General features: G+C 66.6%; 20 protein-coding genes. 12 read left to right on the top strand and 8 right to left on the bottom strand.

The window, feature by feature from the left end:
- The first annotated feature begins 1 nt into the window (after position 1).
- The 7 genes from HII28_RS17405 (at position 2) to HII28_RS17375 (ending at position 8,334) form a co-directional block, all read left to right on the top strand.
- Positions 2-1,690, top strand: a complete 1,689-nt coding sequence (locus HII28_RS17405) for an ABC transporter substrate-binding protein (protein WP_170027104.1) — start codon at positions 2-4, stop codon at positions 1,688-1,690.
- Positions 1,678-2,721, top strand: a complete 1,044-nt coding sequence (locus HII28_RS17400) for an ABC transporter permease (protein ID WP_205865034.1) — start codon at positions 1,678-1,680, stop codon at positions 2,719-2,721. Before HII28_RS17405 ends, HII28_RS17400 begins: the two co-directional genes overlap by 13 nt.
- Positions 2,718-3,683, top strand: a complete 966-nt coding sequence (locus HII28_RS17395) for an ABC transporter permease (RefSeq protein WP_170027103.1) — start codon at positions 2,718-2,720, stop codon at positions 3,681-3,683. Before HII28_RS17400 ends, HII28_RS17395 begins: the two co-directional genes overlap by 4 nt.
- Entirely contained in the window at positions 3,676-4,704 is a 1,029-nt protein-coding gene (locus tag HII28_RS17390) for an ABC transporter ATP-binding protein (RefSeq protein WP_346769392.1), read from the top strand. The genes HII28_RS17395 and HII28_RS17390 overlap by 8 nt, the downstream gene beginning before the upstream one ends.
- Entirely contained in the window at positions 4,701-5,729 is a 1,029-nt protein-coding gene (locus tag HII28_RS17385) for a dipeptide ABC transporter ATP-binding protein (RefSeq protein ID WP_170027101.1), read from the top strand. Before HII28_RS17390 ends, HII28_RS17385 begins: the two co-directional genes overlap by 4 nt.
- A 6-nt stretch (positions 5,730-5,735) precedes the next feature.
- Entirely contained in the window at positions 5,736-6,551 is an 816-nt protein-coding gene (locus tag HII28_RS17380) for an alpha/beta hydrolase (RefSeq protein WP_170027100.1), read from the top strand.
- A gap of 262 nt (positions 6,552-6,813) precedes the next feature.
- The gene (locus tag HII28_RS17375; protein ID WP_170027099.1) at positions 6,814-8,334 is read left to right on the top strand and encodes a SulP family inorganic anion transporter; all 1,521 of its coding nucleotides are present in this window, start codon (positions 6,814-6,816) and stop codon (positions 8,332-8,334) included.
- Positions 8,335-8,427: 93 nt separating this feature from the next.
- Here the strand turns inward: HII28_RS17375 and HII28_RS17370 are convergent, their stop codons facing one another.
- From HII28_RS17370 to HII28_RS17360, 3 genes are all read right to left on the bottom strand, one after another.
- Complete coding sequence (locus tag HII28_RS17370; protein WP_170027098.1) at positions 8,428-9,252, bottom strand: alpha/beta hydrolase; 825 nt, start codon at positions 9,250-9,252, stop codon at positions 8,428-8,430.
- 50 nt (positions 9,253-9,302) lie between these two features.
- Positions 9,303-9,656, bottom strand: coding sequence for a nuclear transport factor 2 family protein (locus HII28_RS17365; protein WP_346769391.1), 354 nt, complete (start codon positions 9,654-9,656; stop codon positions 9,303-9,305).
- Positions 9,657-9,889: 233 nt separating this feature from the next.
- Positions 9,890-12,064 (bottom strand): chitobiase/beta-hexosaminidase C-terminal domain-containing protein, encoded by a 2,175-nt coding sequence (locus HII28_RS17360; RefSeq protein WP_170027097.1) that lies wholly within the window; start codon positions 12,062-12,064, stop codon positions 9,890-9,892.
- A 456-nt stretch (positions 12,065-12,520) separates the two neighbouring features.
- Between HII28_RS17360 and HII28_RS17355 the strand changes: the two genes are divergently transcribed.
- Positions 12,521-13,513: a glycoside hydrolase family 130 protein gene (locus tag HII28_RS17355; protein ID WP_170027096.1), complete on the top strand. Its 993-nt coding sequence runs from the start codon at positions 12,521-12,523 to the stop codon at positions 13,511-13,513.
- Positions 13,514-13,611: 98 nt separating this feature from the next.
- Here HII28_RS17355 and HII28_RS17350 read toward each other — a convergent pair whose 3' ends face one another.
- Positions 13,612-14,643, bottom strand: a complete 1,032-nt coding sequence (locus HII28_RS17350) for a LacI family DNA-binding transcriptional regulator (RefSeq protein WP_170027095.1) — start codon at positions 14,641-14,643, stop codon at positions 13,612-13,614.
- 133 nt (positions 14,644-14,776) lie between these two features.
- The gene (locus HII28_RS17345; protein WP_170027094.1) at positions 14,777-15,931 is read right to left on the bottom strand and encodes an acyl-CoA dehydrogenase family protein; all 1,155 of its coding nucleotides are present in this window, start codon (positions 15,929-15,931) and stop codon (positions 14,777-14,779) included.
- A 436-nt stretch (positions 15,932-16,367) separates the two neighbouring features.
- Here HII28_RS17345 and HII28_RS17340 point away from each other — a divergent pair, with 436 nt between their 5' ends.
- Both HII28_RS17340 and HII28_RS17335 read left to right on the top strand, forming a co-directional pair.
- The gene (locus HII28_RS17340) at positions 16,368-18,704 is read left to right on the top strand and encodes a hypothetical protein (RefSeq protein WP_170027093.1); all 2,337 of its coding nucleotides are present in this window, start codon (positions 16,368-16,370) and stop codon (positions 18,702-18,704) included.
- A 167-nt stretch (positions 18,705-18,871) separates the two neighbouring features.
- On the top strand, positions 18,872-19,927 hold the full coding sequence (locus HII28_RS17335) for a LacI family DNA-binding transcriptional regulator (protein ID WP_170027092.1): 1,056 nt from the start codon (positions 18,872-18,874) through the stop codon (positions 19,925-19,927).
- Between the two features lie 47 nt (positions 19,928-19,974).
- Here the strand turns inward: HII28_RS17335 and HII28_RS17330 are convergent, their stop codons facing one another.
- On the bottom strand, positions 19,975-21,279 hold the full coding sequence (locus tag HII28_RS17330; RefSeq protein ID WP_240978338.1) for a glycosyl hydrolase: 1,305 nt from the start codon (positions 21,277-21,279) through the stop codon (positions 19,975-19,977).
- A gap of 266 nt (positions 21,280-21,545) precedes the next feature.
- Between HII28_RS17330 and HII28_RS17325 the strand changes: the two genes are divergently transcribed.
- Positions 21,546-23,549: a beta-N-acetylglucosaminidase domain-containing protein gene (locus HII28_RS17325; protein WP_170027091.1), complete on the top strand. Its 2,004-nt coding sequence runs from the start codon at positions 21,546-21,548 to the stop codon at positions 23,547-23,549.
- A 468-nt stretch (positions 23,550-24,017) separates the two neighbouring features.
- Here the strand turns inward: HII28_RS17325 and HII28_RS17320 are convergent, their stop codons facing one another.
- Positions 24,018-24,575: a hypothetical protein gene (locus HII28_RS17320; RefSeq protein ID WP_170027090.1), complete on the bottom strand. Its 558-nt coding sequence runs from the start codon at positions 24,573-24,575 to the stop codon at positions 24,018-24,020.
- A gap of 416 nt (positions 24,576-24,991) precedes the next feature.
- Between HII28_RS17320 and HII28_RS17315 the strand changes: the two genes are divergently transcribed.
- A complete protein-coding gene (locus tag HII28_RS17315; RefSeq protein WP_170027089.1) occupies positions 24,992-25,477 on the top strand; it encodes a hypothetical protein in 486 nt (161 codons plus the stop codon).
- A gap of 130 nt (positions 25,478-25,607) precedes the next feature.
- On the opposite strand, the gene HII28_RS17310 is transcribed toward HII28_RS17315, so the two are convergent.
- Positions 25,608-26,531 carry an NADP-dependent oxidoreductase gene (locus tag HII28_RS17310; protein ID WP_170027088.1) on the bottom strand — a complete coding sequence of 308 codons (924 nt, stop codon included), beginning with the start codon at positions 26,529-26,531 and terminating at the stop codon, positions 25,608-25,610.
- Position 26,532 lies beyond the last annotated feature (1 nt).

The raw sequence follows: 26,532 nt of genomic DNA, 5'->3' as shown, positions 1-26,532 counted from the left end.
AATGCGCACCACCACGAAGGCGCTGCTCAGCGTCGCCGCGCTCGCCTCGCTCTTGACCCTCTCTGCATGCGGAAGCACCACGAACACCGACGCAGCTGACGCGTCTGACGGCGCACATCAGGGCGGCACCCTTCACCTGGCTGCCCAGTCCGCCGGCGGCACCCTTGATCCGCAGGTGAACTACACGCTGCAGTACTGGCAGCTGTACCAGGGCGCCTATGACGGGCTGCTCACCTACGCGAGAGTGGGAGGAACGGGGTCGGAAAGGATCGTGCCCGACCTTGCGACGGCCATGCCGACCATCTCGAGCGACGGCAAGACATACACGTTCCAGCTCCGGAAGGGCGTCAAGTTCTCCAACGGGGCGAGCGTCACCACCGACGATGTCGTCGCGTCGTTCCAGCGGCTGTTCAAGGTCTCGAGCCCGAATGCCGGGTCCTGGTACAACGTGATCGTCGGGGCGGATGCGTGTCTCGCGACGCCGACGACTTGCACGCTCGACGGCGGAGTCGTCGCCGACTCCTCGACGAACACCGTCACGTTCCACCTCACGCAGTCCGACCCTGAGTTCGAAGCGCAGTTATCGATGCCTTTCGCATCGGTTCTGCCGGCCAAGACCGCGCCCAAGGACTCTGGCACCGCCCCGATCCCCACCACCGGGCCTTACTACTTCGCCAGCTACTCGCCGACGAAGGCGCTCGTGATGAAGCGCAACAAGTACTTCCACTCGTGGTCGAAGCAGGCGGCGCCCGTCGGTTATCCGGACGAGATCGACGAGACGTTCGGGCTCACCGCCGAGGCGGAGGTGACCTCCGTGGAGAACTCGCAGATCGACTGGATGTACGACACCCCGCCGTCGGACCGGCTCTCCGAGATCTCGTCGAAGTACTCCTCGCAGGTGCACGTGACTCCGCTGACGGCCATGTGGTATCTGGCGCTGAACACGAACCTGGCTCCGTTCAACAACCAGGACGCACGACAAGCCATCAACTGGGCGGTCGACAGGGCATCCGTCGTGAAGCTGTACGGCGGGAGCTCGCTGGCCTCGCCGGCGTGCACGATCCTGCCGCCCGACTTCCCCGGCCACAAGGACTTCTGCGACTACACCAAGGACGGCGGGAGCACGTGGAGCGCGCCCGACCTCGCCACGGCGAAGCAGCTCGTTCAGCAGTCGGGAACGGCTGGGCAGGCGGTCGGCGTCGTCGTGCAGAACGACAGCGTCAACAAGGGCATCGGACTCTACCTGGTGAGCATGCTGAACGAGCTCGGGTACAAGGCGACGCTGAAGCCGCTGTCGAACAACATCCAGTACAACTACATCCAGAACACGAAGAACAACGTGCAGATCAGCCTGACGCAGTGGTATCAGGACTACCCGGCGGCATCCGACTTCCTTCAGGTTCTGCTGTCGTGCGCCTCGTTCCACCCGAACAGCGACAGCTCGATCAACATCGCCGGCTACTGCAACAAGGACCTCGACGCGAAGATGGCGAGCGCGGATGCCCTCGGCCTCACCGACCAGGCGACAGCAGACCAGCAGTGGGGCGACCTCGACCAGCAGTTCATGGCGCAATCGCCGCTGGTGCCGCTGTTCAACCCCAAGCTGATCGACTTCACGTCGTCGCGGGTGAAGAACTACCAGTTCAGCGACCAGTACTACATGCTCGTGGACCAGCTGTGGTTGAAGTGAGCGTCTCGGCGGCTGCGGCCCCTCGCGGTCGCAGCCGCACCGAGCGACCACCTGGACCGTGGCGGATCGCGTTCACGCAGATCGTGCACAATCCGGTCGCCGTGGTCTCCGGCGCGATCCTGATCGCGATCATCCTGCTGTGCCTGGCCGCGCCGCTGTACGCGCAGTACGTCGCCCACACGGATCCGTTCCAGTCGAACGTCAACGGGCACACGATGGTGGACGGGCAGCGGGTGGCGGTGCTGCAGCAGTCGACGACGGGCCTCAAGCTGGGAGTCGAGCCGATCGGGCCGACCTGGAACCTGGGCGGCTACTTCCTCGGCGCAGACGGACAGGGTCGCGACGTGTTCGCCCGGCTGCTCTACGGCGGGCTGACCACTCTGGTGATCGGGTTCACCTCCGCTGTGCTGTGTTGCGCGGCCGGAGCCCTGGTCGGAGTCGTCGCCGGCTACTTCGGCGGTCCCATCGACTGGGTGCTCTCGCGGCTCATGGACATCGTGTGGGCGTTCCCCGTCTACCTCCTGGCGATCTCGCTCTCCGTTGTCCTGCTCACCGACGGGCTGCGGATCGGGCCGGTCGTGATCGGCCCCGGCAACCTGCTGCTGCCCATCGGCATCATCGCCCTCATCTACGTGCCGTATGTGGCGCGACCTCTCCGCGGCCAGGTGCTGTCGTTGAGGAACCGGGAGTTCGTGAAGGCGTCCGTCGGGCTTGGCGCGAGCGATTGGCGCATCCTTCGGCGAGAGATCCTGCGGAACGTGCTGCCCACCGTGATCGTGTTCATTCCCCTGATGGCCGCGCTCAACATGCTCACCGAGTCGGCGCTCTCGTTCCTCTCCATCGGGGTGCAACCACCGAACGCGAGTTGGGGAACCATCATCAATGACGGTCTCGACCTGCTCTACACCCGGCCGGTCGTCGCCCTTGCCCCCGGCGTCATGCTGGTCGTGACCGCTGTCGCCCTCAACCTCTTCGGTGACGCCGTGCGTGACGCGCTCGACCCGAAGGCGAAGCTGCGGGGCGCAGCATGATGTACGCGATCAAGCGGCTGGGGTCGGCCGTGCTCGTCATGTTCGCCATCAGTGTCGTGGTGTTCCTGATCTTCTTCGCAACACCCGGTGTGGATCCGGCAGCACGGATCGCCGGTCGCGGCGCTTCGCCGGACGTGCTCGCGCAGGTGCAGCACGAGTTCGGATTCGATCAGCCTCTGCCGATGCGCTACGTGCTCATGATGAGTCACCTCTTCGTGACGCAGGACCTCACCTCGTATGTGAACATCGGCGACAGGGTGGTGCCGCAGATCATGCAGGCGGCGCCGGTGACGCTGTCGCTCGTGCTGGGCGCCGCGGTCATCTGGATCGTCTTCGGGCTCGGCGGAGGCATCCTCGCGACCCGTTTCAGGGGATCCGTCGTCGATCCGATCCTCATGATCATCGGGATCGCCGCCATCTCGCTCCCCGCCTACTGGGTCGGTGAAGTGGTGAATCTGGTGACCCAGGACCAACTGCACGATTCCGTGTTCTCGTGGGTTCCTCCGCTCGGCTACGTGCCCCTGACGCAGGATCCCGCCCAATGGGCACTGCACCTGCTGTTCCCCTGGCTCACCCTGGCCCTGCTCTACGGCGGCATCTACGCGAGAGTGCTGCGCTCCGAGCTCGTGAACGCGATGTCGGAGGACTACGTCCGCACGTGTCGCGCGAAGGGCTTGTCCGAGCGGCGCATCCTGTGGCGGCACGCGCTCCGCGGGTCGCTGTCGCCGGTGGTCTCCCTCTTCGGCCTCGACTTCGGCTCGCTGGTCGGCGGAGCCGCCCTGCTCACGGAGGTCGTCTTCGGACTCCCCGGCATCGGCAAGCTCACCTGGGACTCGCTGCAGAACCTCGACCTGCCCGTGATCATGGCGTGCGTGCTGTACGCGGCGTTCTTCGTCGTCGCGGCGAACGCCGTGGTCGACCTTCTCTATGCCGCCATCGACCCAAGGGTGCGCCGTGCCTGATTATCCGACGGATGCCATCGCATCCACTCCGCTTCTCACTGTCGACGACCTTCGCGTCACCTTCCGCACCCGTTCAGGCGCCGTCAAGGCGGTCGACGGACTCTCGTTCGACGTCGGCCGGGGCGAAGTCCTCGGCATCGTCGGGGAGTCGGGCTCGGGCAAGAGCGTCTCGATGTACTCGATGATGGGGTTGCTCGACAACCCGAACGTCGCGGTCACCGGTTCGGCGCGCTTCGACGGATCCGAACTCATCGGAATGCCGACGAAGCGACTCAACCACATCCGCGGCAAGAAGATCGCCATGATCTTCCAGGACCCGATGACCGCGCTCACCCCGGTTTACACAGTGGGCTGGCAGATCGTCGAGGCGATCAAGAACCACGAGAGCGTCACGAAGGCCGCCGCCTGGAAGCGTGCGATCCAGCTGCTCGATGAGGTGGGCATCCCCGACGCTGCGCGGCGGGCGAAGTCGTATCCCCACGAGTTCTCCGGAGGAATGCGGCAACGGGTCATGATCGCAATGGCGTTGGCGTGTCATCCGTCGCTGCTCATCGCCGACGAGCCGACGACCGCGCTCGACGTGACGACCCAGCGGCAGATCCTCGAACTGATCGGCGACCTGCAGGTGCGATACGGGTCGTCGGTGATCATGATCACGCATGACATGGGCGTCATCTCCGAGGTCGCCGACCGCGTCATCGTCATGTACGCCGGATGCGCCGTCGAGATGGGTGAGGAGTCGACCGTGGTGCGCTCGCCGCGGCATCCGTACACGTGGGGACTGCTGGGCGCCATTCCGAAGCCGGGGCAGCGCAAGCAGCGTCTGGCCACCATCCCCGGGCTCCCGCCGGGTGCCGGGGAACGCCCTACGGGATGCCCGTTCATGCCTCGCTGCCGGTTCGCCATGGACCAGTGCGCCACCCTCCCTGCGTTGAGCGCGACCGGCGATAGGCCGAACCACCTGGATGCGTGCTGGTTGCCAGGCGATGTGCGCGAGGAGCTCAGGAGGGAGATCGCGTGAGCGAGGTCGTGCTCAAGGCGGAGAACGTGGTGAAGACCTACGCGCTTCGCGGCAAGCAGAAGGGTGCGGTCACCGCCGTCAACGGAGTGAGCCTCGAGGTGAAGGCCGGCGAGACGCTCGGCATCGTCGGAGAGTCCGGGTGCGGCAAGTCCACGTTCGGCCAGTGCCTCACGCGGCTCATCGATGTCACCTCCGGCTCCGTCGAGTTCGAGGGCCGCGACATCTCACGGCTGAGCCGCCGAGCGCTCCGTCCGGTGCGCCGCAGGCTGCAGATGGTGTTCCAGGATCCGTACTCGTCGCTGAATCCCCGTATGCGGGTCGAGGACATCGTCGCCGAACCGCTGCGCATCCACAGAACCGCGGATCGACGCGGCATCGACGACCGAGTCGCATTCCTGCTCGAACGCGTCGGATTCGACCCCAGCATGGCCGGCCGCTATCCGCACGAGTTCTCAGGGGGGCAGCGTCAGCGCATCGGCATTGCACGGGCCCTTGCCCTCAACCCGAGCGTGCTCGTCGCCGATGAGCCGGTCTCGGCGCTCGATGTGTCGGTCCAGGCTCAGGTGCTGAACCTGCTGGCGGATCTGCAGGACGAGTACGGACTCACCTACGTGTTCATCGCTCACGATCTCGGCGTCGTGGAACATGTGTCCGACCGGGTCGCCGTCATGTACCTCGGCGACCTGGTCGAACTCGCGGATGCCGAGGAGCTGTACGCGTCTCCGGCTCACCCGTACACGGCGGCGCTGCTGTCGGCGATCCCCCAGGTGGATGGCGCCGGCGGGAAGGAACGTGAACGGATCGTGCTCAGCGGGGACGTTCCGAGTCCGGCGAACCGCCCAGCCGGATGCCCGTTCCACCCGCGCTGCCCGGCAGCAACCGGAATCTGCCACACGGAAAGACCGTTGCTCCGACCGATCGACGGCCGGCAGGTGGCCTGCCACCATCCGCTGCCGGCGCGTGTCGTGGGATCCGGTGTCGTCACCCCGGTCTCGCCGGCCGACCAGGCCAGAGCGGTGCGGTAGACCCTCATGCCGTACATCTCCCTGCCGAGGGCAGAGGTCTATCACGAGGTGGTCGGATCCGGCGAGCCGGTGGTGCTCCTCCACGGCGGCTTCTGCTCGCTCGAGACCATGCGGCCGCAGCTCGAATGCCTTGCCACCCGATATCGCGTGCACGCCATGGAGCGGCCGGGCCACGGACGCAGCGTCGACCGCGAAGGCCCCTTCACCTACGACGACATCGTCGCTGACACCGTCGACTACCTGGATGCGCTCGGGCTCGAGGACGCCCACGTGCTCGGATTCAGCGACGGCGGCATCGCGGCTCTGATGCTCGCGATCGACTATCCGGATCGCGTTCGCTCGCTCGTCGCGATCGGATCCAACACGGACCCCGAAGGGCTGATCGACGAGGCAGAGGGCGTCGGCAGCAAGTCGGGCCTCCCCGACGCATCAGGCGACTCGACCAGCCTGGTGCGTCGGATCGAGGAGCAGATGCAAACGGACTACGAACAACTGAGTCCGGACGGACCCGTGCACGCGGAGCTGGTGCGCGAGAAGCTGGCGCGGCTGTGGCAGGACGAGCCGCACATTCCGCTCGGCGATCTCCGACAGGTGAAGTGTCCCGCGCTGATCATGGCAGGCGACGCGGACTCCATCAGGATCGAGCACACGGTCGCGATCGCGAAGAACATCCGAGGCGCGCAGCTCTGCATCGTGCCTGGGGCCACCCACCTCGTGATGATGGAGCGCCCCGACCTCGTCAACACCATCGTCGTCGACTTCCTCGTGGGCGCGGACGCGTCACCTTCTCGTTGCGCGAACCCCGCGCCGAACACGAACTAGCTGAAGCCGGCCACCTCGCGGCGGCGCTGCAGCTCGTCGACGAGCGCGGCGGGGCCGTCCAGCGGAGTGAGGAGAGAATCCGTCACTGCCACACGGGCGGCGATAATCCGGCAACGGCTACCCGCGCTCACCCGCACTTCCTCGACGGAGGGCGTCGCGCGCAGCGGATAGGCTCGTTCGGTGCCGCCGCCTTGCGCGCGCACTCTCCCCGCCGCCGAAAGGACTGCCGCGCGGTCCTGCGCGGCCGTTCGGCGCCCCCGTCATGTCTGCCTCCCGTTCTGTCCCGGATATCGCCGCGCTCCGCCTCCGGAACGGTCAGATCCCCGTTTCTGCCGTGCTCAGAAGGCCACGACTGCTGACGACCGAGGTGCTGGCCGGGATGGTGACGACGCTCGCGCTGATCCCCGAGGTCATCTCGTTCTCGCTCATCTCCGGCGTCGGTCCGGACGTGGCACTGGTCTCGTCGGTGGTGCTCGCGGTCGTCATGTCGTTCATCGGCGGCCGGCCGGCCATGGTGTCAGCGGCGGCCGGATCCGTGGCGCTCGTGCTGGCGCCGATGGTGCACGCGCACGGGACGGCGTACGTGCTGCCGACGGTGCTCTTGACCGGTGTCATCCAGATCGCGTTCGGTGCGGCCGGGCTCGCCCGGCTGGTGCGGTACATCCCGCGATCGGTGATGATCGGCTTCGTGAACGCGCTGGGCGTGCTGATCTTCGTGGCGCAGGTGCAGCACATCGTGAACGTGCCATGGCAGGTCTACCCGCTGTTCGCGGTGACGATCCTGATCGTGGTGTTCCTGCCCAGGCTGACGAAGGCCGTACCTGCGCCTCTCGTCGCGATCGTGCTGGTCACCGCTGCCGCGTTCGTGTTCGGGCTGAACGTGCCGACGGTGGGGGACGAGGGCTCGGTGAGCGGAGGTCTGCCCGGACTGACGGCGTGGACGGTGCCGTTCGATCTCCACACCCTGCGGATCGTTGCGCCGACCGCGTTCGCCGCCGCGCTCGTCGGACTCCTGGAGAGCCTGCTGACGGCCAAGCTCGTCGACGAGCTCACCGACAGCAGGTCCAGCAAGGCGCGCGAGTCGTTGGGGCTGGGCGTCGCGAACATCCTCGCCGGCCTGTGGGGTGGCGTCGCCGGATGCGCGATGATCGGTCAGACCGTCGTGAACGTGCAGATCGGCCGGGCGCGCACCCGCGTCTCGACGCTCGTCGCCGGGCTCTTCCTGCTGCTCCTGGTCGCCGTGCTGTCCCCGGTGATGGCAGCGATTCCCATGGCGGCGCTCGCCGCGGTGATGATGGTCGTCGCACTGCGCACGATCGACTGGCACAGCGTTCGACCTGCCACCCTGCGCAGGATGCCCGTTTCGGAGACTCTCGTGATGCTGGTCACCGTCGGTGTGGTGGTCGCGACGAACAACCTGGCGACCGGAGTCGGGGTGGGCGTGCTCCTCGCTCTCGTTCTGTTCGCACGCCGGATCACGCGAGTGGTCAAGGTGAGTCGTGACGTCTCGGTCGACGGCACGGTCGCGCGCTATCGGGTTCACGGGCCGCTCTTCTTCGCGTCGAGCAACGACTTGGTCGACCAGTTCTCCTATGCGGACGATCCACCGCGTGTGGTCATCGACCTGAGCGGATCGCACGTCTGGGATGCCTCCAGCGTGGCCGCCCTCGATGCGGTTGAGACGAAGTACGCGGCGCTCGACGCTGTCGTGGAGCTGACCGGCCTGAACGAGAACAGCCGGGCCTTCCACGGCAGGCTGACCGGTTCGCTCAACGCGCCCTGAGCCCGCAGCGGTCCGCTCGACGGCCTGCCGGGTCGAGCCGGCAGCCGGCGGGTGCGGCACACCATGCAGCGTCGCACCCGCCGTACGGCCGGATCAGGCCTGGAGCCACTCCAGGATGTCGGCGTTGATGACGTCGGCCTGCGTCGTCGGCATGCCGTGCGGGAATCCCGGGTAGGCCTTGAGCGTGCCGTTCTGCACGAGCTTCACCGACAGCGCACCCGCGTCGGCGAACGGCACGATCTGGTCGTCCTCCCCGTGCATGACGAGGGTCGGAACGCTGATCTTCTTCAGGTCTTCGGTGAAGTCGGTCTGCGAGAACGCCACGATTCCGTCGTAGTGAGCCTTCGCGCCGCCCATCATCCCCTGCCGCCACCAGTTCTCGATGATCGCCTCGGATGCCTCGACTCCCGGCCGGTTGAACCCGTAGAACGGGCCGGAGGGAAGCGCGCGGTAGAAGTTCGAGCGGTTCGCAGCGAGCTGGGCCTGCAGACCGTCGAAGACGCTCTTCGGCAGACCGCCGGGGTTGCTCTCCGTCTGCACCATGATCGGCGGAACAGCGCTGATCAGCACGGCTCGCGCAACGCGCTCCTCGCCGTACTGCGCAATGTAGTGGGCGACTTCGCCGCCGCCGGTCGAGTGTCCGATGTGGATGGCGTCGTGCAGATCGAGGTGAGCGGTCAGTGCGGCGAGGTCCGCGGCGTAGTGGTCCATGTCGTGGCCATCGGATGTCTGCGTGGAACGACCGTGCCCGCGGCGGTCATGAGCGATCACCCGGTAGCCCTTGCTCAGGAAGAACAGCAGCTGGGTGTCCCAGTCGTCCGCCGAGAGCGGCCAGCCGTGGCTGAAGACGATGGGCTGACCCTGACCCCAGTCCTTGTAGAAGATCTCGGTGCCGTCATCCGTGGTGATCGTGCTCATCTGGTGCTCCTTACGGTCCGCACTGCGGCGGTTCGGTGTGGTCGTGCTGGTCAGAAGACGAAGGTGTGCAGTTCGGTGATCCTGCTGTCGCGGATGAGCGCGATGTCCACGCCCCTCACCACCGGATCGCCGTCAGCCGGTCCGAAGTTCCAGGGCGCGTATCCGAGCGAGCCGCTCTCGCGCATGGGACCCGCCTCGCTGAAGTGGAATCCGGGGAAGCGCTCGAGGAGGGCGCGGGCCTTCGCGTCGAGCGCCTCGACGCCGACCACGGTCCCTTCCGGATCGGTGAATGAGACATCGACGCTGTACGTCGCATCGATGGCACTCCGACGGGCGGCATCGTCGCGCTCGTCGAAGACGCGATGCAGGTTCGCGTGCATGAGATCGATCACGGGTTCGGACACGTTTGACCCCTTTCCCCAACATCAAGAACATATGGGCGGAGTGTGAACAGGGCGTTACGGGGCGCGCATGTGAGCGGCTCGCGCTGTCGTGATCACCTCCATCCGTCCCCACGTTTGTGACGGGTCCGCGCGCTCGGTCTCCACCACCTCGACTCTCGCGGCTTCACTTGGCTGTCACAAAGCGGGGCCGCCTCCCATGGAGACGGTCCCGCTTTGTGACGGCCCGAGCGACGTCAGCGCTCCTGAAGCGAGAGGTAGAACACGTCCTCGTTCTCGGTCTGGTTGAGGTCGTGCACAGTCGGGTCGGCGTCGATGATGGGCACCTGCACCTGGATGGTGTTCCGGCCCGTACTCTTCCACGTGAGCGGGGTCTTGTTGCCGAACAGGTCGACCCGGTCGAGGGACTTCACGTCGGTGACGTTGCGAAGCGTGACCGTGATCGTCGGATTACCGAAGTTCAGGTGGATGGTGTCACCCGTGTTCTGGTCTTCGAAGATGTCGGCCTGGTTCTGCCGCTTCAGGTCGATGGCGAGAACGACGCGGTTGCCGTCCAGCCGGAAGCCATTGGCGGTCGAGAGCGCCTCGTTCATCTCCGGCTTGAGGCCAGGTGAAGTCGTGAAGTCCGTGTAAGGCTCGGCCTTCGTGCCCCGCAGCAGGCTTGCCAGGGTCACCAGTGTTCTGCCCTTCGTGGTCAAGTCGGAGCCGCTGTAGATGGTGCGGTTGTATCCGAACGCCGATGGATCGTTCGGCGTCCAGTTGGCGAAGTACAGCAGCTTGAACTGGTCGAGGTTCGTGCCTCCCTTCGACAATGCCCACTCGAATACGCGCGGGTAGATGTCGGCGAAGAACTTGTCCTCGGTCGTGAACCCGATTTCGGTCTGCCACACGGAGGGGTTCTTGATCCCCCGCTTCTGGGCGGCAGCGTAGATCGTCTGCATGGTCCCGATCGGCATGTAGTGCATGTCGTAGACGTCGATGCTCTTCCAGGCGTTCCACTTGTCGAGCAGTGCGATGAACTCGCTGAGGGGAGCGCCGCAGATCCATCCGCCGTACACGACCTTGCCGCCTGCGTCATGGATGGCGTTGGCGGCCGGGAGCTGGATGTACTGCATGTACTGGTCCATGCCACCGTCCCAGAAGCCGGAGCCCGGGTAGGCCTCGTTCCAGACCTGGTAGTAGCTGATGCCCAGCGGCCGGAGTGCCTTGACCACGATCTTCGCGAAGTTCGCAAAGTCGGCCGGGTCCTGCGGTGGGGTGCGGCTGATGTCGGTCTGCACCGTCTGCGATGAGATCACCTTCCCCTTCGCGTCCTTGGTCGTCAGCACCTGCGTGAACTGGCCGTTCTGGGTCGAAAGCACGGGGCCGTAGACGTAGGTCTGGCCGTGGAAGTCGAAGGAGTAGCCGGTGCGGTTGGCGGCCCAATCGGCTGTGTAGTCGAGCACCGGCAAGATGGTCTCCCCGTGCGCCTTGGCCTCGGTGAACTGGCGCACGTACTCGGCGAGTGCTGCCTGATCGATCTGTCCCTTCGCGGGTTCGATGCCGTTCCAGCTGACGTCCTCGCGCGACCACTGGAGATTCGAGACGAGCCCGTCGATGCCGGCCTGGTTGGCGCCGGCGAAGGCCCGGAACGGCTCGTTCAACACGAACGGGAGGTCGGTCACCGCGCTTGGCGTGCCGTTCTTGGCGATGGCGACGGCCTTGATGTCCGTGTCGGCCGTGATCGTGATCGGCTTGCCGTACGCCGCTGCGGTCTTCGAGGTCGTCGGATCGCTGCCGTCGGTCGTGTACGCGATGCAGGCGCCGGCCGTCGCGCTGACGAGCTTGACGGAGTCGCCGACGTCGATCGAACCGGGGCCGGGGGTGGCGGAGACCACGGCGGGCGGTGTCGCGAGCTCGCTTGTGACGGTGGCCTTCAGCTGACCGGGCACCCACCAGGTCGACACGCCGTCGTCCACGAACAGAAGGTCGTCCCCCTTGGCCGCCGTGACGTTGAGGTCGAACGTGGTCGCTGTCCCGGTGTACGTGTACAGCTGCGTGAACGCGCTCGGGCTCCCGATCGAGGTCGCGTCTCCGTCGTGCGAGAGGAGTACACGGAACCGTCCGCCCGGCGACGTGAAGCTGCCCGTGATGTGCACGTTCTTGCCGTCGGCTTCATCCGGGACGGTGTAGGTCTCGGCGATCTGGCGGTAGTCGGTGCCGATCTCGCCGTCGGCCTTCACGAACCACGCGTGCTCCGGCTTGTCGAGTGCGGCCGCCCATTCGTCGGCGGCGAAAGCACCGGTGCCGCCCTTCTGGAGCAGCCCGACCGTGTTTCCGTCGATCGCCTCGTACGACCAGTGGCCGGCGCTCACCAGATTGGAATCGAGTCGGTAATCAGTCACGTTGTCGGAGGTGATGTTGGGCGTCACGGCCGGACACACTGCGGGAGCGGACGCGCGCGATTGGGCCGCGCTACTTCCGTCCGTCGAGTGCGCAATTGCTTGCGCACTGGTCGGCAAGACAACGGCGCCGAGGAGAACGAGCGCGGTTGCGATGGATACCGTTCGAATCTTCACAGCTGAACTCCATCGTTCGAAATCGGATCGAAAACGCGCAGCGTCGCGCGGCCCGGCCAGCGTAGGCCCGCTACGCCCGTGCTGTCAACGGTCGACTCCTCGCGGACGCTGTGCGCTCCGATCGCTTGCGCGCGGCGTCCGAAAGGCTTCATTCTTAGGAGTGCAATCGATTGCGCTGCCTCTCGAAGAATGGCCACCACAATGGGCTGCGCGTCCGGACGAACTCAGGGCTCACGAACATGAACGAACCGAAGCCCGTCCCTCGACGCTTCCTCCCAGACGCCCGCACCATCACATCCGGAAGGACACATGACCGCCCGCGACACCACCCCGTCCCTCGACCCGACCAGGTCTGCCACCCATCCACCCATCGACTATCCGTTCGGACCGTTCACCCCCTCGTCGGCCAACCCGGTCCTTCGGCCGGGGCCGCGCGCGTGGGAGTCCACCAACGTCTACAACCCGGCAGCGATCGTGCGCGACGACCAGGTCGTGTTGCTCTATCGGGCGCACTCAGACGACCTCGTCTCATCGATCGGTTACGCGCAGAGCGACGACGGTCTGAACTTCGAGCGGGATGCGGAGCCGGTGCTCGTGCCCGAGCATGCGTACGAGCGCTTCGGCTGTGAGGATCCGCGGGTCGTGATGATCGACGAGACGTTCTACCTCACGTACACCGGTTGGGATCGGACGACGGCGCGCCTGTGCCTGGCGACCTCGACCGACCTGCGCACCTGGACCAAGCACGGCCCGATCCTGCCCGGGCTCGACACGTTCGGCGGCAGGCGACAGCCGCCGGTCGACGAGTGGAGCAAAGGCGGTGTCATCCTCGAGACTCCTATCGACGGCCGCTATCTCATGTACGTCGGGGAGGGCAACGTCTATCTCGCGGAGTCCGAAGACCTGTTGCACTGGCGGGTCGCCGATTCGGAGCCGGTGCTCGTCCCGCGACCCGGCACGTTCATGGGCGGCCTGGTCGAGACCGGACCGCAGCCGCTGATCACGCGGACCGGCCACATCTTGCTCGTGCACAACAGCGCCATCCATCCCCCGGAGGGCGGATTCTACTACTCGAGCGGACAGGTGCTGTTCGATCCCGCCCGGCCCACCGTGCCCGTTGCCGCGTTGCTGGAGCCCTGGCTCGAGCCGACCGCGAAGGAAGACAGGGGCGGTTTGTCCCCGAATGTGACCTTCGTCGAAGGACTGGTCTGGTTCCGCGACGCCTGGCTCGCCTATTACGGGCAGTGCGACACGACCGTCGGTGTCGCGACGTTCCGCCCCGCCCGCAGCTCGGTGGGGTGACGACTGCCCGCATCCCGATGCTCGACTGTCGTCCGTCGCTGACTCCAGAGCGGACGCCACCGAGCAGGCTCGGCACCCTCCGCAGGACGCACCCGCCGTCAGAGCACGTCGTACGGGTCGATCGTCGGGCCGACGGTCGACCGGCCCTCGATGAACCGGGGCTGCACGTACTCCACCCCGGGCTCGCTGTCCCCGGCGATGGCCGCCAGCAGGCGTTCCGCAGCACGCGCACCCACCGCACCGAGCTCAGGGTCGAAGGTGGTCAGAGGGTGGTCGGGACGATCGACGCCGGCGAGCCGGTTGTCGTATCCGACTATCGCGATGTCGTCGGGAACGCGGATGCCGTGCCGGTGGAACGTCGCGAACAGGCCGATGGCGATCTCGTCGTTGGCCGCAAAGATGGCATCTACTGGTTCGCCGCTTGCGATGATGCGTTCAGCGGCGTCGGTGCCCCAACGCTGCTTGTAACTGCCGTAGAGGGGCCCGCCCAGCGCGGTCGACATCCCGGCAGCCGCCATCCCCTCCGCGAAGCCTGCCGCGCGGGCGTCCACCGCTGGCTCGTGCACGGCCGCCGTGACGTGCGCGATCGAGCGTCGGCCGAGGCCGATCAGATGCTCCGCGGCGGCTCGCCCGGCCCCGCGGTTGTCCGGAGCCACGACGAAGTCCGTCTCGGGTGTCGCGGAAGACGAGGCGAAGACGACGGGAACCGAGAAGTCTTCGGAGAGGACCAGGCTTGCACGGTTGGGGTCGTCTCCGACCACCAGCACGCCGTCGATGCGGCGCGAACGGAGTCGCTTCAGGTACTCGGTCAGCATGCGCGGGCGACCTTGTGCATCGAGCGTCACGGCCGCGATGTTCTCGCGACCGAGGTAATCGGTCGCTCCGAGAAGGAGTGGCATGCTGAATCGACCGGACGCGGCTTCGGCAAGCACACCGACGATGAAGCTGCGGCCGGTGACGAACGATCGTGCGATCATGTCGGGCTGGAACTGGAGGCGCTCGGCCGTCTCGATGACCTTGGCGCGGGTTTCCGGTGAGACCCGCCCGACGCCTCCTAGCGCGCGCGAAGCCGTCGTCAGGGAGACGCCTGCCGCGCGAGCGACATCGCTCATGCTGGCGCGCTTCGTCATCGGGCCTCCTCAGGAATTGTCTCCCCACGGTAGCGGCCCAGAGGCCGTCCGTACGATCCGGTTCGGGGTCGCACGCATGGCCGCCCTGGCCGGTGCAGAGGCGACCCTCGGCCGGGCATCTCGCCGGCGCTGCCTACGCGATGCCCAGGGCTCGCGCGATGACGAGCAACTGGACCTCGTTGGTCCCCTCACCGATCTCGAGGATCTTCGAGTCCCTGAAGTGACGTGCGACCGGGTACTCGTTCATGAACCCGTTGCCGCCGAAGATCTGGGTCGCGTCGCGAGCGTTGTCCATGGCGGCGTCGCTGGCCGTGAGCTTCGCGATGGCCGCCGCGGTCTTGAACGATTGGCCTGCATCCCTCAGTCGGGCGGCGTAGTGCCAGGCGAGCCGCGCGTTGTGCACGCGCAGGTGCATGCGGGCGAGGACGAACTGCGTGTTCTGTCGGGAAGCGAGGGGCTCGCCGAACACGAGCCTCGTCTTGGCGTAGTCGACAGCGGCTTCCAGGCAGCCTTCTGCTGCACCGGTCGACAGGGCCGCGATGGCGATGCGCCCCTCGTCGAGGATGTGGAGGAAGTTCGCGTACCCGCGACCGCGCTGCCCGAGCAGGTTCGCCTCCGGCACGCGCGCGTCCACGAATGTCAGCGGATGCGTGTCGGATGCGTGCCAGCCGACCTTGTCGTAGCCAGGCTCCACGGTGAAACCCGGGGTGCCGTTGGGCACGATGATCGTCGAGATCTCCTTGCGTCCATCCGTTTCGCCGGTGACCGCCGTGATGGTCACGAACCGGGTGATGGCGGTCCCCGAGTTGGTGATGAACTGCTTCGCGCCGTTCAGCACCCATTCGCCGTCCTGCAAGCGTGCGGTGGTGCGAGTCGCGCCAGCGTCGGATCCGGCCCCCGGCTCGGTGAGACCGAAACCGGCGAGCGCGTGGCCGGCGAGGAGTTCGGGCAGCAGCTCCTGCTTCTGCTCCTCGGTGCCGAAGAGGAAGACGGGCATCGCGCCGAGCCCGATGCCGGCCTCGAGTGTGATGGCGATGGACTGGTCGACTCGTGCGAGGGCTTCGATCGCGAGGCAGAGCGCGAAGTAGTCTCCGCCTTGCCCGCCGTACTCCTCGGGGAACGGGAGGCCGAACAAGCCCAGTTCCCCCATCTGCCGTACGACGTCGAGAGGAAGCGTCTTCGTGCGGTCGGCCTCGTAGGCCTTCGGCGCGACGACGTCGTCGGCGAATTGGCGCACCATGTGCGCGAATTCCTTCTCTTCATCGCTGAGTGAGTACGTGGCGGTCATGCTGAGCTCCTTGTCGGTGCGGCTTACTACCGTGGTGCGCCCTTGTGAGGCGGATGTCTCGATCATCCGCCTCTGGCGCTCCAACGGAAGGTTCGAAAGCGTTTCGTGTTGGATCGGCGCGCCCGCGGCTCGTCGCCGTGGTCGTCGAGAGCACGTCGATGTCGACCGTTTCGGATGCACGTGCGTCGATCGCCGTCGATCCGATCCCAGCGCTATAGACCTTTAGTGCCTCGATCCATCCGAACCGACGCTTGCGGCCGCGTTTCAGGCGGCGCTAGTCTGCGAACTGAACTAAAGCGATATAGTTTCGGGCTCGCCGCGAGCGGTCGGAGTGTCGGATCGGATCAGGCACGGAACCCCGGTCTTCACGGGAATTCAAGCTCTGCCGCCGCTGAACGAGCCGATCGTCCCATCTCATAGTGGAGGTGCTGTCGCCATGGCAGACCGAAAGTCGTCCATCAGTTCCGGCGTGACCCGGCGGTCCCTGCTCGGGGGCGCCGTGGGAGGCGTTGCGGCGGCGCTCGCCGTTCCCGCGGTCGCCAGCGCCTCACCGGCCTTCGGGCCCGTCGGGAGAACCGGGGCCGCAGCGCCGTCGGCCGCAGCCTCGGGGATCCCCAGGGCACCCGGCTCCGCGCAGGGGTTCCCTGCGTGGACGCTGCAGTCCAGCGACGCGGTCGACGCGTTCATCGCGTGGAATCCGGCCGCCGACGGCGATGCGAAGTACTTCAAGTCCGCCGTTCCGATTCGGCAGAGAATCCCGCTCACCAGTGCTCTGCAAGCGCAGCCCGCCCTCAGCACGACGCCGAAACTGGCGACTTATTGCCAGTACTACAAGCCCCTCCTCAGCGATCAGGACCGCTACTCCGTCGGCGGCGGTCAGTACACCGTCGCCGCCGAGCACGACGACGTCGCTGCCGAGTTCCAGTACTTCCCGTACGGACGCAGCCAGGACGTCCACATCCCCCGCGTGCACGCCTTCACCGACATCCAGGCGGCGTGGTCCGCGTGGTACGAGCCCGTTCCGCTGATCCCGAATCCGGCGTACATCGATGTGGCGCACCGCAACGGGGCGCTCTCGTACGGCGTGATCGATCATCCGATCATGAATTCGGCGGCGGGAGACAGCGCGCACGACATCCTGATTCAGGATGCGAACGGCCACTTCACGGTCGCCGAGCGCCTTGTCGAGGCGGCAGAGTACTTCGGATTCGACGGATACTTCTTCAACATCGAGCAGTCGGCGAGTACCGATCAGGTGGCCAAGCTCGCGGCCTTCTGCCGCTATGCCAAGCAGTACGCGGCGAAGCTGAAGCTCTCGCACTTCGACCTGCAGTGGTACGACGGGCTGACGACGTCCGGCAGCCTCTCGTACCAGAACCAGCTGGACTCGGCGAACGCGCCGTGGATCGACCCTGCGTTCGGGGACTGCGACTCCATCTTCCTGAATTACTGGTGGAGCACGTCGCAGGTGAACCAGAGCACCGCATACGCGAAAACGCTCGGAATCGACGAATTCGAGTCCGTCTTCTTCGGGATCGAGATGGAGGGAAGCGCGTCGAACTACAACACGGGGCTCAATGTCCACGCGCCCCTGGTCGTGCCGACGGATGGCAGTGCGGCACCCGTCGCTTCGCTCGCCCTGTTCGATCCTGAGCACCAGATGGTCCTCACCGGCCGCGCGAAGGCGAGCGATCCCACGTCTCTGGCGGATGTCGCAGCGAGCGTCTATCAGCGCGAGTCGGTCTTCTGGTCCGGCGCCTCCGGCAACCCGGCGGCCGCCGGATCCCCGGCAGCCCAGACCTGCGGTGTCTCGGACTTCATCGCAGAACGGTCGGTCATCGGCGAGTATCCGTTCGTGACCCGCTTCAACACGGGAGTCGGCGGCACGTTCTTCGCCGACGGCCTCGAGGTAAGCGATGCGCCGTGGTTCAACATCGGTGCGCAGGACATCCTGCCGACCTGGCAGTGGTGGAACGTGCCCATCGGCGATTCGGGAGCAAGCGGCTCGCTCGCGGCGCGATTCGACGACTCGATCGCCTACGACGGTGGCTCATCGCTGAAGCTCTCGGGAACCCTCGACTCGGCGCAGGGGGAGGGCTTCCGGTTGTACAAGACGCACCTGCCGCTCGACGTTCACGGGCGGGCTCCGGAGATCGACGTCACGTACCGAACGGGCTCGGCACCTGCCACGCTCCTGCTCGGTCTGACGTTCGACGGGAACGGCGCCACGATCACCTGGATTCCGATCGCGAACTCCACGAAGGGCCTCTCCGCCCTTGGGCTTCAGCTCGCGGATGTCCCGACGCACGACCGGCCGCTCGGCCGCTCGGGCTGGCGCACGGCGACGGCAGACATCGGTCGCCTCGCTCGCGACTCGAGCGGCACCATCACGTCTATCTCCCTGGGCGTCATCAGAGCGGATGCGGCGCAGGCGGCCGACGTGGACTACGCGATCGGCGAGATCCGCGCGTACGCCGGCGGCCCTCAGCACGTCGGTGCGCCCAGGGGCCTGCGCATCGAGGCGAGTGCCATCGTCTCCGAGAGCGCCCAGGTGCGCCTGACCTGGAACGCCGTGCCGGATGCCTGGTACTACGACGTGTACAGCCTGTCCGGCAGCGCGCGCAGCTGGCTCGCCCGGGTCAACGGCGACTGCGCCTACATCGACGGCCTGGAGAGGGCTGGAGCCGCGGCCACCACCCTCATCGGCGTGAGCGCGATCAGCGCGGACGGCACTGAGTCGTCGCCGTCGACCGTCGCGCTGCGATGGTCGTGACGCGGTTGCGGGTCGGAAGCACTGCGTGAGATCCGGGTACAGGCGAAGCGGGGAGCCGATGTCCCCGCTTCGCCTGTACCTCGCCTGATCGGTCAGCAGGTATCTTCGTGGAAGCAGGTGCGCATTGCGCAGGCAACCACTTCTGCCGTTGAGGAGTGTGGCATCCGATGGCCGTTCGCAAGCGCATGACGATCGCCGAGATCGCTCGCATCGCCGGCGTCTCACCGGGTGCGGTGTCATTCGCGCTCAACGACCGGCCAGGTGTGAGCAAGGAGACCAGGGAGCGCATCCTCGCGGTCGCGAGAGAGCACAACTGGCAGCCGAGTCAGGCGGCCAGGGCGCTGAGCGGATCCAGGCTCGGCGTCGTCGGTCTGGCCGTGCAGCGGCCCGCGCGGTCGCTCGGGAGCGAAGCGTTCTTCGCCGACCTGATCTCCGGCATCCAGTCCGGGCTGAGCGCCGTGAACGCATCCATGCTCCTGCGGGTCGTGCACGACCTCGATGACGAGCTCGGTGCCTACCGGTCGTGGAGCGGCTCCCACCAGGTGGATGGCGTCATCCTTCTCGACCCGCGCGACGACGATCCACGGCTGACTCTGCTCGAAGACCTCGGGTTGCCGGTCGTCCTGATCGGGAGCACCCCGCTCGCGCCCGATGGGCACACCAGCGTGTGGATCGACGACGACCAAGCCGGGCACGAGTTGTTCGACTACCTGGCGGCGCTCGGGCATCGCGCCATCGCCTACGTGACGGGCCCGGCCGAATTCCAGCACACCCGGATGCGCGTTTCGACGCTCGAGTCGTTGGCCGGCCGCGGGATCACCGTTGAGACCTTCGCGACCGATTTCGCTCCCGCAGCAGCGGCCGCGGCGACGCGACGCGTGCTCAGTAGGACGGACCGCCCGACCGCGATCGTCTACGACAACGAAGTCATGGCCGTCGCAGGCATGCGGGTCACGCAGGAGATGGGCATTCGGGTGCCGGGTGAGGTTTCGGTCGCGGCGTTCGACGACTCGATCATCTCCGAGCTGATGCACCCCTCGATCACCAGCCTGACGAGGGACACCTTCGACCTCGGCGAGAAGGCAGCGACGCTTCTGCTCGCCCAACTCGACTCGGATGAGCCGCTTCCCGGCGTGCGGGGCCCCGTACCGAGCCTCAGCGTGCGCGAGAGCACGGCGCGGCCGGGGGCGGGTTCGGATCCGAGCCGCCCCGGCCCGAGCTGACCTGAATCGACCCCGAGCCGGGTCGTACCGAATGGACCCGGTGAGGGCTACGGCTCCACGACCGTGTTCGCCGACGAATACGCCTCGTCGGTGGCACGCGCGGGATCCGGCCGCACGAGCGACGTGATCCCGCGTGCTGCGAGGGCTGCCGGATCGGCGGCGTCCTTGCTCGTGACCAGTGCAGGATCGACGCCGTCCGTGCACAGATCGACCCAGGTCTGGAACACCGCACCACGGGGAGACAGCGCAGCACGGCGGACGGGCAGTTCATCGTCGTCCACGTCGATGACGATCCCCGTCGAGCGTGTCGCGGTGGCGCTGCCGTTCCTCAGCTCTGCGGCGACCTCGCTGAATCGTCGTCCCGAAGGCTTCACCGACCCATCGGAACGGATCAGCCCCAGCGAATACTCGAGGTCGGGGAAGTCCGCCAGACGCCGGTCGACGTCGTGCGAGCACCACCAGGTGATGCCCCACAGATCCTGGCATCGCGCGGCCGAGCGCAGCGTCGCTTCCACGAAACCCGGGATGTCCGACTCTTCGAGACAGTTCGACGGCGCCCCCACTTCCTGAAGCCAGACGGGTCGGTGCGGACCGGGCGCGAAGGCACGGGCGAGTTCGATCAGGTACTCGGCGTGCCGATCCGCTGCCACCGAGCGGCCGCCGTACTTCTGCGCTGTGCCGTTGAAGATCCACGAGTGCACGACGGAGGCGTCACCGATGCGGCTGGCCTGCGTCGGCGTGAAGGGATGCCCGTCCAGGTACCAGACGGCGTCGTACGGCGCGTGCACGTTGAGCCGTCCGGGCGCCGCGGCCTCCGCCGCACCGAGCAGCGCCGTGAGCCAGGCTTCCGCCTCTGGCGTGCCGATCGGCCACGGAGACGGATGCGGAGCGCCGGAGAACTGGTTCACCTCGTTTCCCAGAGTGAGCCCGATGAAGTTGCCGGCGTCCGCCAGCCTGCCGCCAAGGGCCGAGACGAGTGCGAGCTGGGCGGCCACGGCATCCGGATCGGTGAACATGTTGCGGTTGTGCCACGTCGCCAGCCACGATGGCACGAAGTCGAAGCTGGAGAGGTGTCCCTGGATCACGTCGACACTGGCGTCCAGCCCGAACTCGGCGGCCGTGTCGACGACCGTTCGCACGTCGTCCAGCGCCCGTTCGCGGATCAACGTCCGGTTCGGCTGAAGCAAGGGCCAGAGCGGGAAGACCCGCACGTGATCGAGCCCCAGCTCCGCGATCTGGGAGAAGTCGCGTCGCACGTCATCGACCGACAGGGAGAGCCACGAGTGCATCCAGTCGCGTGAGGGCGTGTAGTTGACGCCGAATCTCGGCGACCCGGCAGGAGGCGCGGTCAACGGCCGCTCTCGCAGTCGCGCACGGGGGAAGCAGGGATGAGAATCACTCGATTACTATAGCGATTTAGGATGGCGGGAACCTGGGATGGTGATCCATTTTCCTGGCGAATCAGGATGAATGGACCAAACAGTTGATTTCGGTTTGCTGTGAGTACTAGACCGGTATAGATGTTGGTCTAGGCATCGGGGGAGCTAGACCGAGACCCAGGAGTCTGGGGCCAGCATGCGAATCGCTTCTTTCCGTTGGTCCACATCCTGGAGGTGCCATGCCCCACCCATCAAGGAAGATCTCCGTACCCGTCGTCGGCGTCGTCGCCGCGGCGGTTCTCGGTGCTGGATTGCTGAGTTCCGCACCGGCGAACGCGGCGACTCACGCCGCCGCCGCTCCCGCCTCGTCGACGTCGAGCGGCCTGCCGGTGATCACGCCCACTCCGCAGCAGATCGCGGCAGCCGGTGCGGCGTTGCACGTGCCGCACACTGCGCAAGTGCTGACGGGGTCGTCGGTCGATGCTTCGACCATCGACGTCATCAAGGCCGCCTTGACCGCGGCGGGCGTGCGCAGCATCGTGCAGTCCGACATCAGCGCAGGTGCGTTCGCCGCGCACCGGACCGCGCTGACCGTCGTCGTCGGGTCGATCCAGGACCAGGACGTCGCCGATGCGCTCCGATCCACGGGCGGATCGGTTCCGTCCACACTCCCCGCCGAGGGATACTCCCTGGCTTCCAAGGCTCGGGCCAATGGCGGGAGCGTCGTCCTCGCTGGGAACGACGGAGACGGGGTGTACTACGCGGCGCAGACCCTTCGCCAGCTCGTCACTCCCGGCAGGCAGACCATCGCCGCCGCGACCATCGTCGACTATCCCAGCATGCCTCTGCGTGGAGCCATCGAGGGGTTCTACGGCGCGCCTTGGTCGCAGTCGGACCGGCTCGACCAGCTCGCGTTCTACGGCGACGTCAAGGCGAACACCTACATCTACACGCCGAAGGACGACGTGTACCTCCGTGACGAATGGCGCGATCCGTACCCCGCCGCAGACCTCGCCGATCTGAAGCAGCTCATCACATCGGCCACAGCCCACCACGTGCACTTCACGTACGCGTTGGCTCCGGGACTGTCGATCTGTTACAGCGACCCGAGCGACATCGCCGCCCTGGAGTCGAAGCTGCAGTCGATCTACGATATCGGCGGTCGCAGTTTCTACATCTCGCTCGACGACATCAGCTACACGAAGTGGAACTGCACGGCCGACCAGACGAAGTACGGCAACCCGGGCCAGGCGAGTGCCGGCCAGGCGCAGGCCGACCTGCTGAACACCATTCAGCACGACTTCCTCGACAAGCATGCTGGAACCTCGCCGCTCGAGATGGTGCCGACGGAGTACTCCGACACGGCCGACTCGCCGTACAAGAGCATCCTTCGCCAGCAGCTCGACCCGCGGATCATCGTGCAGTGGACCGGCACTGCGGTGGTGCCTCCGTCCATCAGCGTGGCGGACGCTCAGGCCGCATCGGATGTGTGGAGACGCAAGGTCTTCCTCTGGGACAACTATCCGGTTGACGACTACAGCCAGACCACCGGACGACTGTTGCTGGCGCCTTACGCGGATCGCGAAGCGGGACTGCACACGCAGCTCGCCGGCATCGTGCTCAACCCGATGCAGCAAGCCGCAGCCAGCAAGTTCGCCCTCTTCGGTGGCGCGTCGTTCGCCTGGAACGACGAGGCGTACAACCCGGATCAGAACATGCATGCTGCAGCGCAGTACATGGCGGGCGGCGACCAGAAGACGGCGGATGCGCTCCTCGCGCTGGTCGATGTCGAGCACCTCGCACCGACCTTCGGCACGACGAACTGGCAACCGCAGGCTCCGGTTCTGGCTGCACGGATCGCCGCGTTCAAGGCGGGTTGGTCAAGCGGTGACCCGGCGCAGCGACAGGCAGCGCTTCGTGCCCTGAGCGCCCACGCCGACGAGCTCGCGGCGGCGCCGGCGCAGATCCGCGCCGGTGTGAAGGACCAGGCGTTCCTCGCGGAGACCAAGCCGTGGCTGGATGCCTTGACACTGTGGGGTCAGGCGTTCCAGAACACCATGGCCGGTCTGAAGGCAGGACAGCACGGTGCCGGCCAGCCGTACTTCGATCGGGCAGCAGCGCTCGCATCCCAGGCGAGCGCGATCACGACCATCCCCGGCACCACTCGGCCGCAAGGCAAAGTCAAGGTGGCCGACGGCGTGCTCGACACGTTCATCGCCCAGGCGCCGGGCCTGCTTCCCTAGGAGGCGGCGCCGCCCGAAGGGCCGGGATCCTGGACGTTCACGCCAGGGCGCCCGGCCCTTCGGCTGCCGTGGGGATGTCTGGTCGGGGCCGTGCATCCACGAGGCCGATTCTTCGGCGACGATCGAATCCTGGGAGGTTTCTGGAGATCGACTCCGTACGCTTCCGCTCGGGTGCACTGCAGAGGGGACGGCAGGGCGCGTGGGGCGGGGTGGCCTCACTTGCCACACTCCGGCCACAGCGGTGGGGCCGCGTCAGTGTTGACGCGCATCGACTGGCGAGGGGGCGCCTGATGGTGTGGACGGATTCGGCGAATTCGCTCGAACTCGCAGGTGGTCTCATCGTGGGGGCGTTCGCCCTGCCGTTCCTTTTGTCCTGGTTGGAGGACTGGATGCACCGGTAGTGATCCGGAGGCGGTGGCCGGCCCGGTCGTCCGCAGCGGGCGCCGGTACACGTAGGAGCGGCGCGGGTCAGCCGTCCAGAGCCGTGACGATGGTCTGGGCCCGAGTCCAGAACTGCGAGTAGTAGCCGGAGTCGGCGTTCACCTGCACGGCGTGCGCCAGGTCGCTGGGATCCATCGTCCGCCAGCCGTCGACGGTGATGAGCTTCTTGAAGAAGTTGGATGCGGCGGTGTACGGATCCATCCGGTCGGCGAGCGTTCCCCATGCGCCGTTGTCCCGTTGCTGGAACAGGCCGCGACTGTCCGCACCCGCGGCGTCGCCGTAGTCGAGGTTCCGCAGCCCGGTCTCGCCGATCGCCGTCATCACACCGATCTCCTGGGTCCGCGTCTCCAGCCCCTGGTCGCGGCCGGCGTTCATGATGTGGGCGGCCATGATCAGCTGCGGCTGACAGAATCCGGCGACAGGTCCCCGGGGAACGACGATGGTGCCGACCGTTGCGGGGGTAGCAGCGGGACACGTCTGCGCCTCCGCCACCGAGGGCACGGTGCCGGCGATGAGAACGACCGCCAGCCATCCGCCGAGGACGAGCACGATGGCCGCCACCGCGCCGACGAACAACTTCCGCACCGATCCTCCTTCCAAGTCGTTGTACGAAGAACGTACGGGTACTGGCTGCGCGAACCACAACCGAAGGCTGTCGGGACGCTGAAGCCTCGCCGTCTTCCTAGGATGGAATCCCTGGACCCTCGGGGACTCCGGCCTCTGATGCGTCGGTTCCTCGGCCTCGACTCCTCAGACCGCGATCGCGAGGAACTCGATCCCTAGGGCGGCCACTCGTCGGCGAGCAGGCCGTAGTTCATCCCATCCATCCAGACGCCGCAGCGAGTGCAGACCGGTGTCCCGGCACAGCGGTGAGTGGATCCATGAAGCCACCGTAGCGGCGGGAGGACCTTCGCAGACCGATGGCCTGCACGAACCCACGACGGCGGCCGGCTGACCACAACAGTCAGCCCATGCCCGGCCAAGACTCTAACCTGACGTCTATGACGCCATACGAGTCCGCGAGCTTGGTCACGCAGTGGATCTCGGCGGCCGCGGCGATCCTTGCCGTTGCGGTTGCTGTCATATTCGGCTGGCTCACGTTGATCAACAACCGTCGGTCCAAGGACGCGCAGGAGCGGGCGAGTTTCGCTGCTGCTGACGCGGGTGCGCCGAACGCAGTGGGGTTCGCAGAACTGGCGGAGAGCGAGGTGCGTTGGGCAGTGGAAGCGGACGGTGCAGATTCCTGGCTGCTTCGCAACACGGGGACGGGCACTGCCTACGATCTCTCCGTCGAGGGCCTGACGGAACTCGATCGCCAAAGGCTCAAGATCGACACTCCAGCGACGACGATCGGTCCCGGTGAGGCTCTGCGCTTCGAATTCGTCTCGCGACTCTCGCTATCCGGCCCGGGCAACATCGTCGTGCGGTCGGCAGCGGCGGAGAACGAGCGACAGTCTCAACGCGTTCTCCGCATCCCAGCGGGGTAGGTCATCACGCAAGAAACCGGGACGGTTTCCGGCAACGGATCGGCGTCGTCGAGGGCTTGGTTCGGGTGACGTCGAAGACGGACACGAAAGGCTAGCATCCGTCGAGGACGAGCCTTGGTTCGGGAACGCCTCATGGCACGAGCACGATCTTGCCGTGGGTGTGTCGGCGTTCCAGTTCGGCATAGGCCAGTCGGACCTGGGCCAGCGGGTAGACATTGGCGATCGGGACTTCGAGGTGTCCCTCCGCGATCAGGGCGGCGAGTTCGGCGAGTACCTGGGCGCCAGGCTCGGCGTCGGGACCTGGTTCGGTCTTGACCCCGTGCTTCGCGGCCGCCGAGAAGTCGGCGATGGTGTCGATCCGCTCGGCGTCGATGCCAAGAGCCAAGGCCAGTTCGACGTAGCCGCCGCCGTGGGTGTCGATGAAGGCCTCGATGCCGCTCGGTGCGGCGTCTCTGATCCGGTCGATGACGCCGTCACCGTATTCGACGGGGATGACATCGTGGCTTCGTAGCCACTCGTGGTTGTTGCGGCCTGCCAGGCCGATGACCGTGGCTCCGGCTCGGCGGGCGAGTTGGACGACGAGGGAGCCGACTCCTCCGGCCGCCGCCGAGACGACGACGGTGTCGCCTTTGCGGAGTCGGACGGAATGCACCGCACCCCATGCTGCTGAACCCGCGACGTATAGGCTCCCTGCCACCTCCCATGAGACTCTGGGCGGCTTGGGTGTGAGGTTGTCGACATCGACGACGACCAGTTCGGCCTGGGCGCTGCGGGTATTGGAGAATCCGATGATTTCGTCGCCGACTGAGAACTCGTCGACTCCGAGGCCGACCTCTGTCACCACTCCGGCAACGTCGCTGCCCTGCCCGGATGGAAAGGTCGAGGGAAAGATGTCGGCCATCGATCCGGTTCGGATGGCGGCCTCACCGGGGTTGATGCCGGCCGCCCTGGTCTCCACGAGGACCTGCCCGTCTTGGGGTACGGGGCGGGCTATCTCGTCCAGCCGCAAGACGTCGATTCCGCCGAACTCGTCGTACCTGACTGCCTTTGTCATT

The organism is Planctomonas sp. JC2975 (assembly GCF_012985205.1).
In the GTDB taxonomy this organism is placed as follows: Bacteria; Actinomycetota; Actinomycetes; order Actinomycetales; family Microbacteriaceae; genus Humibacter.
Note: the sequence above shows the minus strand (reverse complement) of the source record. Positions and strands in the feature narration are given on the sequence as shown.

Excerpts from the sequence above, each read along its gene's own strand:
- HII28_RS17335 (WP_170027092.1), top strand. The coding sequence starts at position 18,872 with ATGGCCGTTCGCAAGCGCATGACGATCGCCGAGATCGCTCGCATCGCC.
- HII28_RS17405 (WP_170027104.1), top strand. The coding sequence starts at position 2 with ATGCGCACCACCACGAAGGCGCTGCTCAGCGTCGCCGCGCTCGCCTCG.
- HII28_RS17310 (WP_170027088.1), bottom strand. The coding sequence starts at position 26,531 with ATGACAAAGGCAGTCAGGTACGACGAGTTCGGCGGAATCGACGTCTTG.
- HII28_RS17375 (WP_170027099.1), top strand. The coding sequence starts at position 6,814 with ATGTCTGCCTCCCGTTCTGTCCCGGATATCGCCGCGCTCCGCCTCCGG.
- HII28_RS17370 (WP_170027098.1), bottom strand. The coding sequence starts at position 9,252 with ATGAGCACGATCACCACGGATGACGGCACCGAGATCTTCTACAAGGAC.
- HII28_RS17355 (WP_170027096.1), top strand. The coding sequence starts at position 12,521 with ATGACCGCCCGCGACACCACCCCGTCCCTCGACCCGACCAGGTCTGCC.
- HII28_RS17345 (WP_170027094.1), bottom strand. The coding sequence starts at position 15,931 with ATGACCGCCACGTACTCACTCAGCGATGAAGAGAAGGAATTCGCGCAC.
- HII28_RS17325 (WP_170027091.1), top strand. The coding sequence starts at position 21,546 with ATGCCCCACCCATCAAGGAAGATCTCCGTACCCGTCGTCGGCGTCGTC.
- HII28_RS17315 (WP_170027089.1), top strand. The coding sequence starts at position 24,992 with ATGACGCCATACGAGTCCGCGAGCTTGGTCACGCAGTGGATCTCGGCG.
- HII28_RS17380 (WP_170027100.1), top strand. The coding sequence starts at position 5,736 with ATGCCGTACATCTCCCTGCCGAGGGCAGAGGTCTATCACGAGGTGGTC.
- HII28_RS17350 (WP_170027095.1), bottom strand. The coding sequence starts at position 14,643 with ATGACGAAGCGCGCCAGCATGAGCGATGTCGCTCGCGCGGCAGGCGTC.
- HII28_RS17395 (WP_170027103.1), top strand. The coding sequence starts at position 2,718 with ATGATGTACGCGATCAAGCGGCTGGGGTCGGCCGTGCTCGTCATGTTC.
- HII28_RS17340 (WP_170027093.1), top strand. The coding sequence starts at position 16,368 with ATGGCAGACCGAAAGTCGTCCATCAGTTCCGGCGTGACCCGGCGGTCC.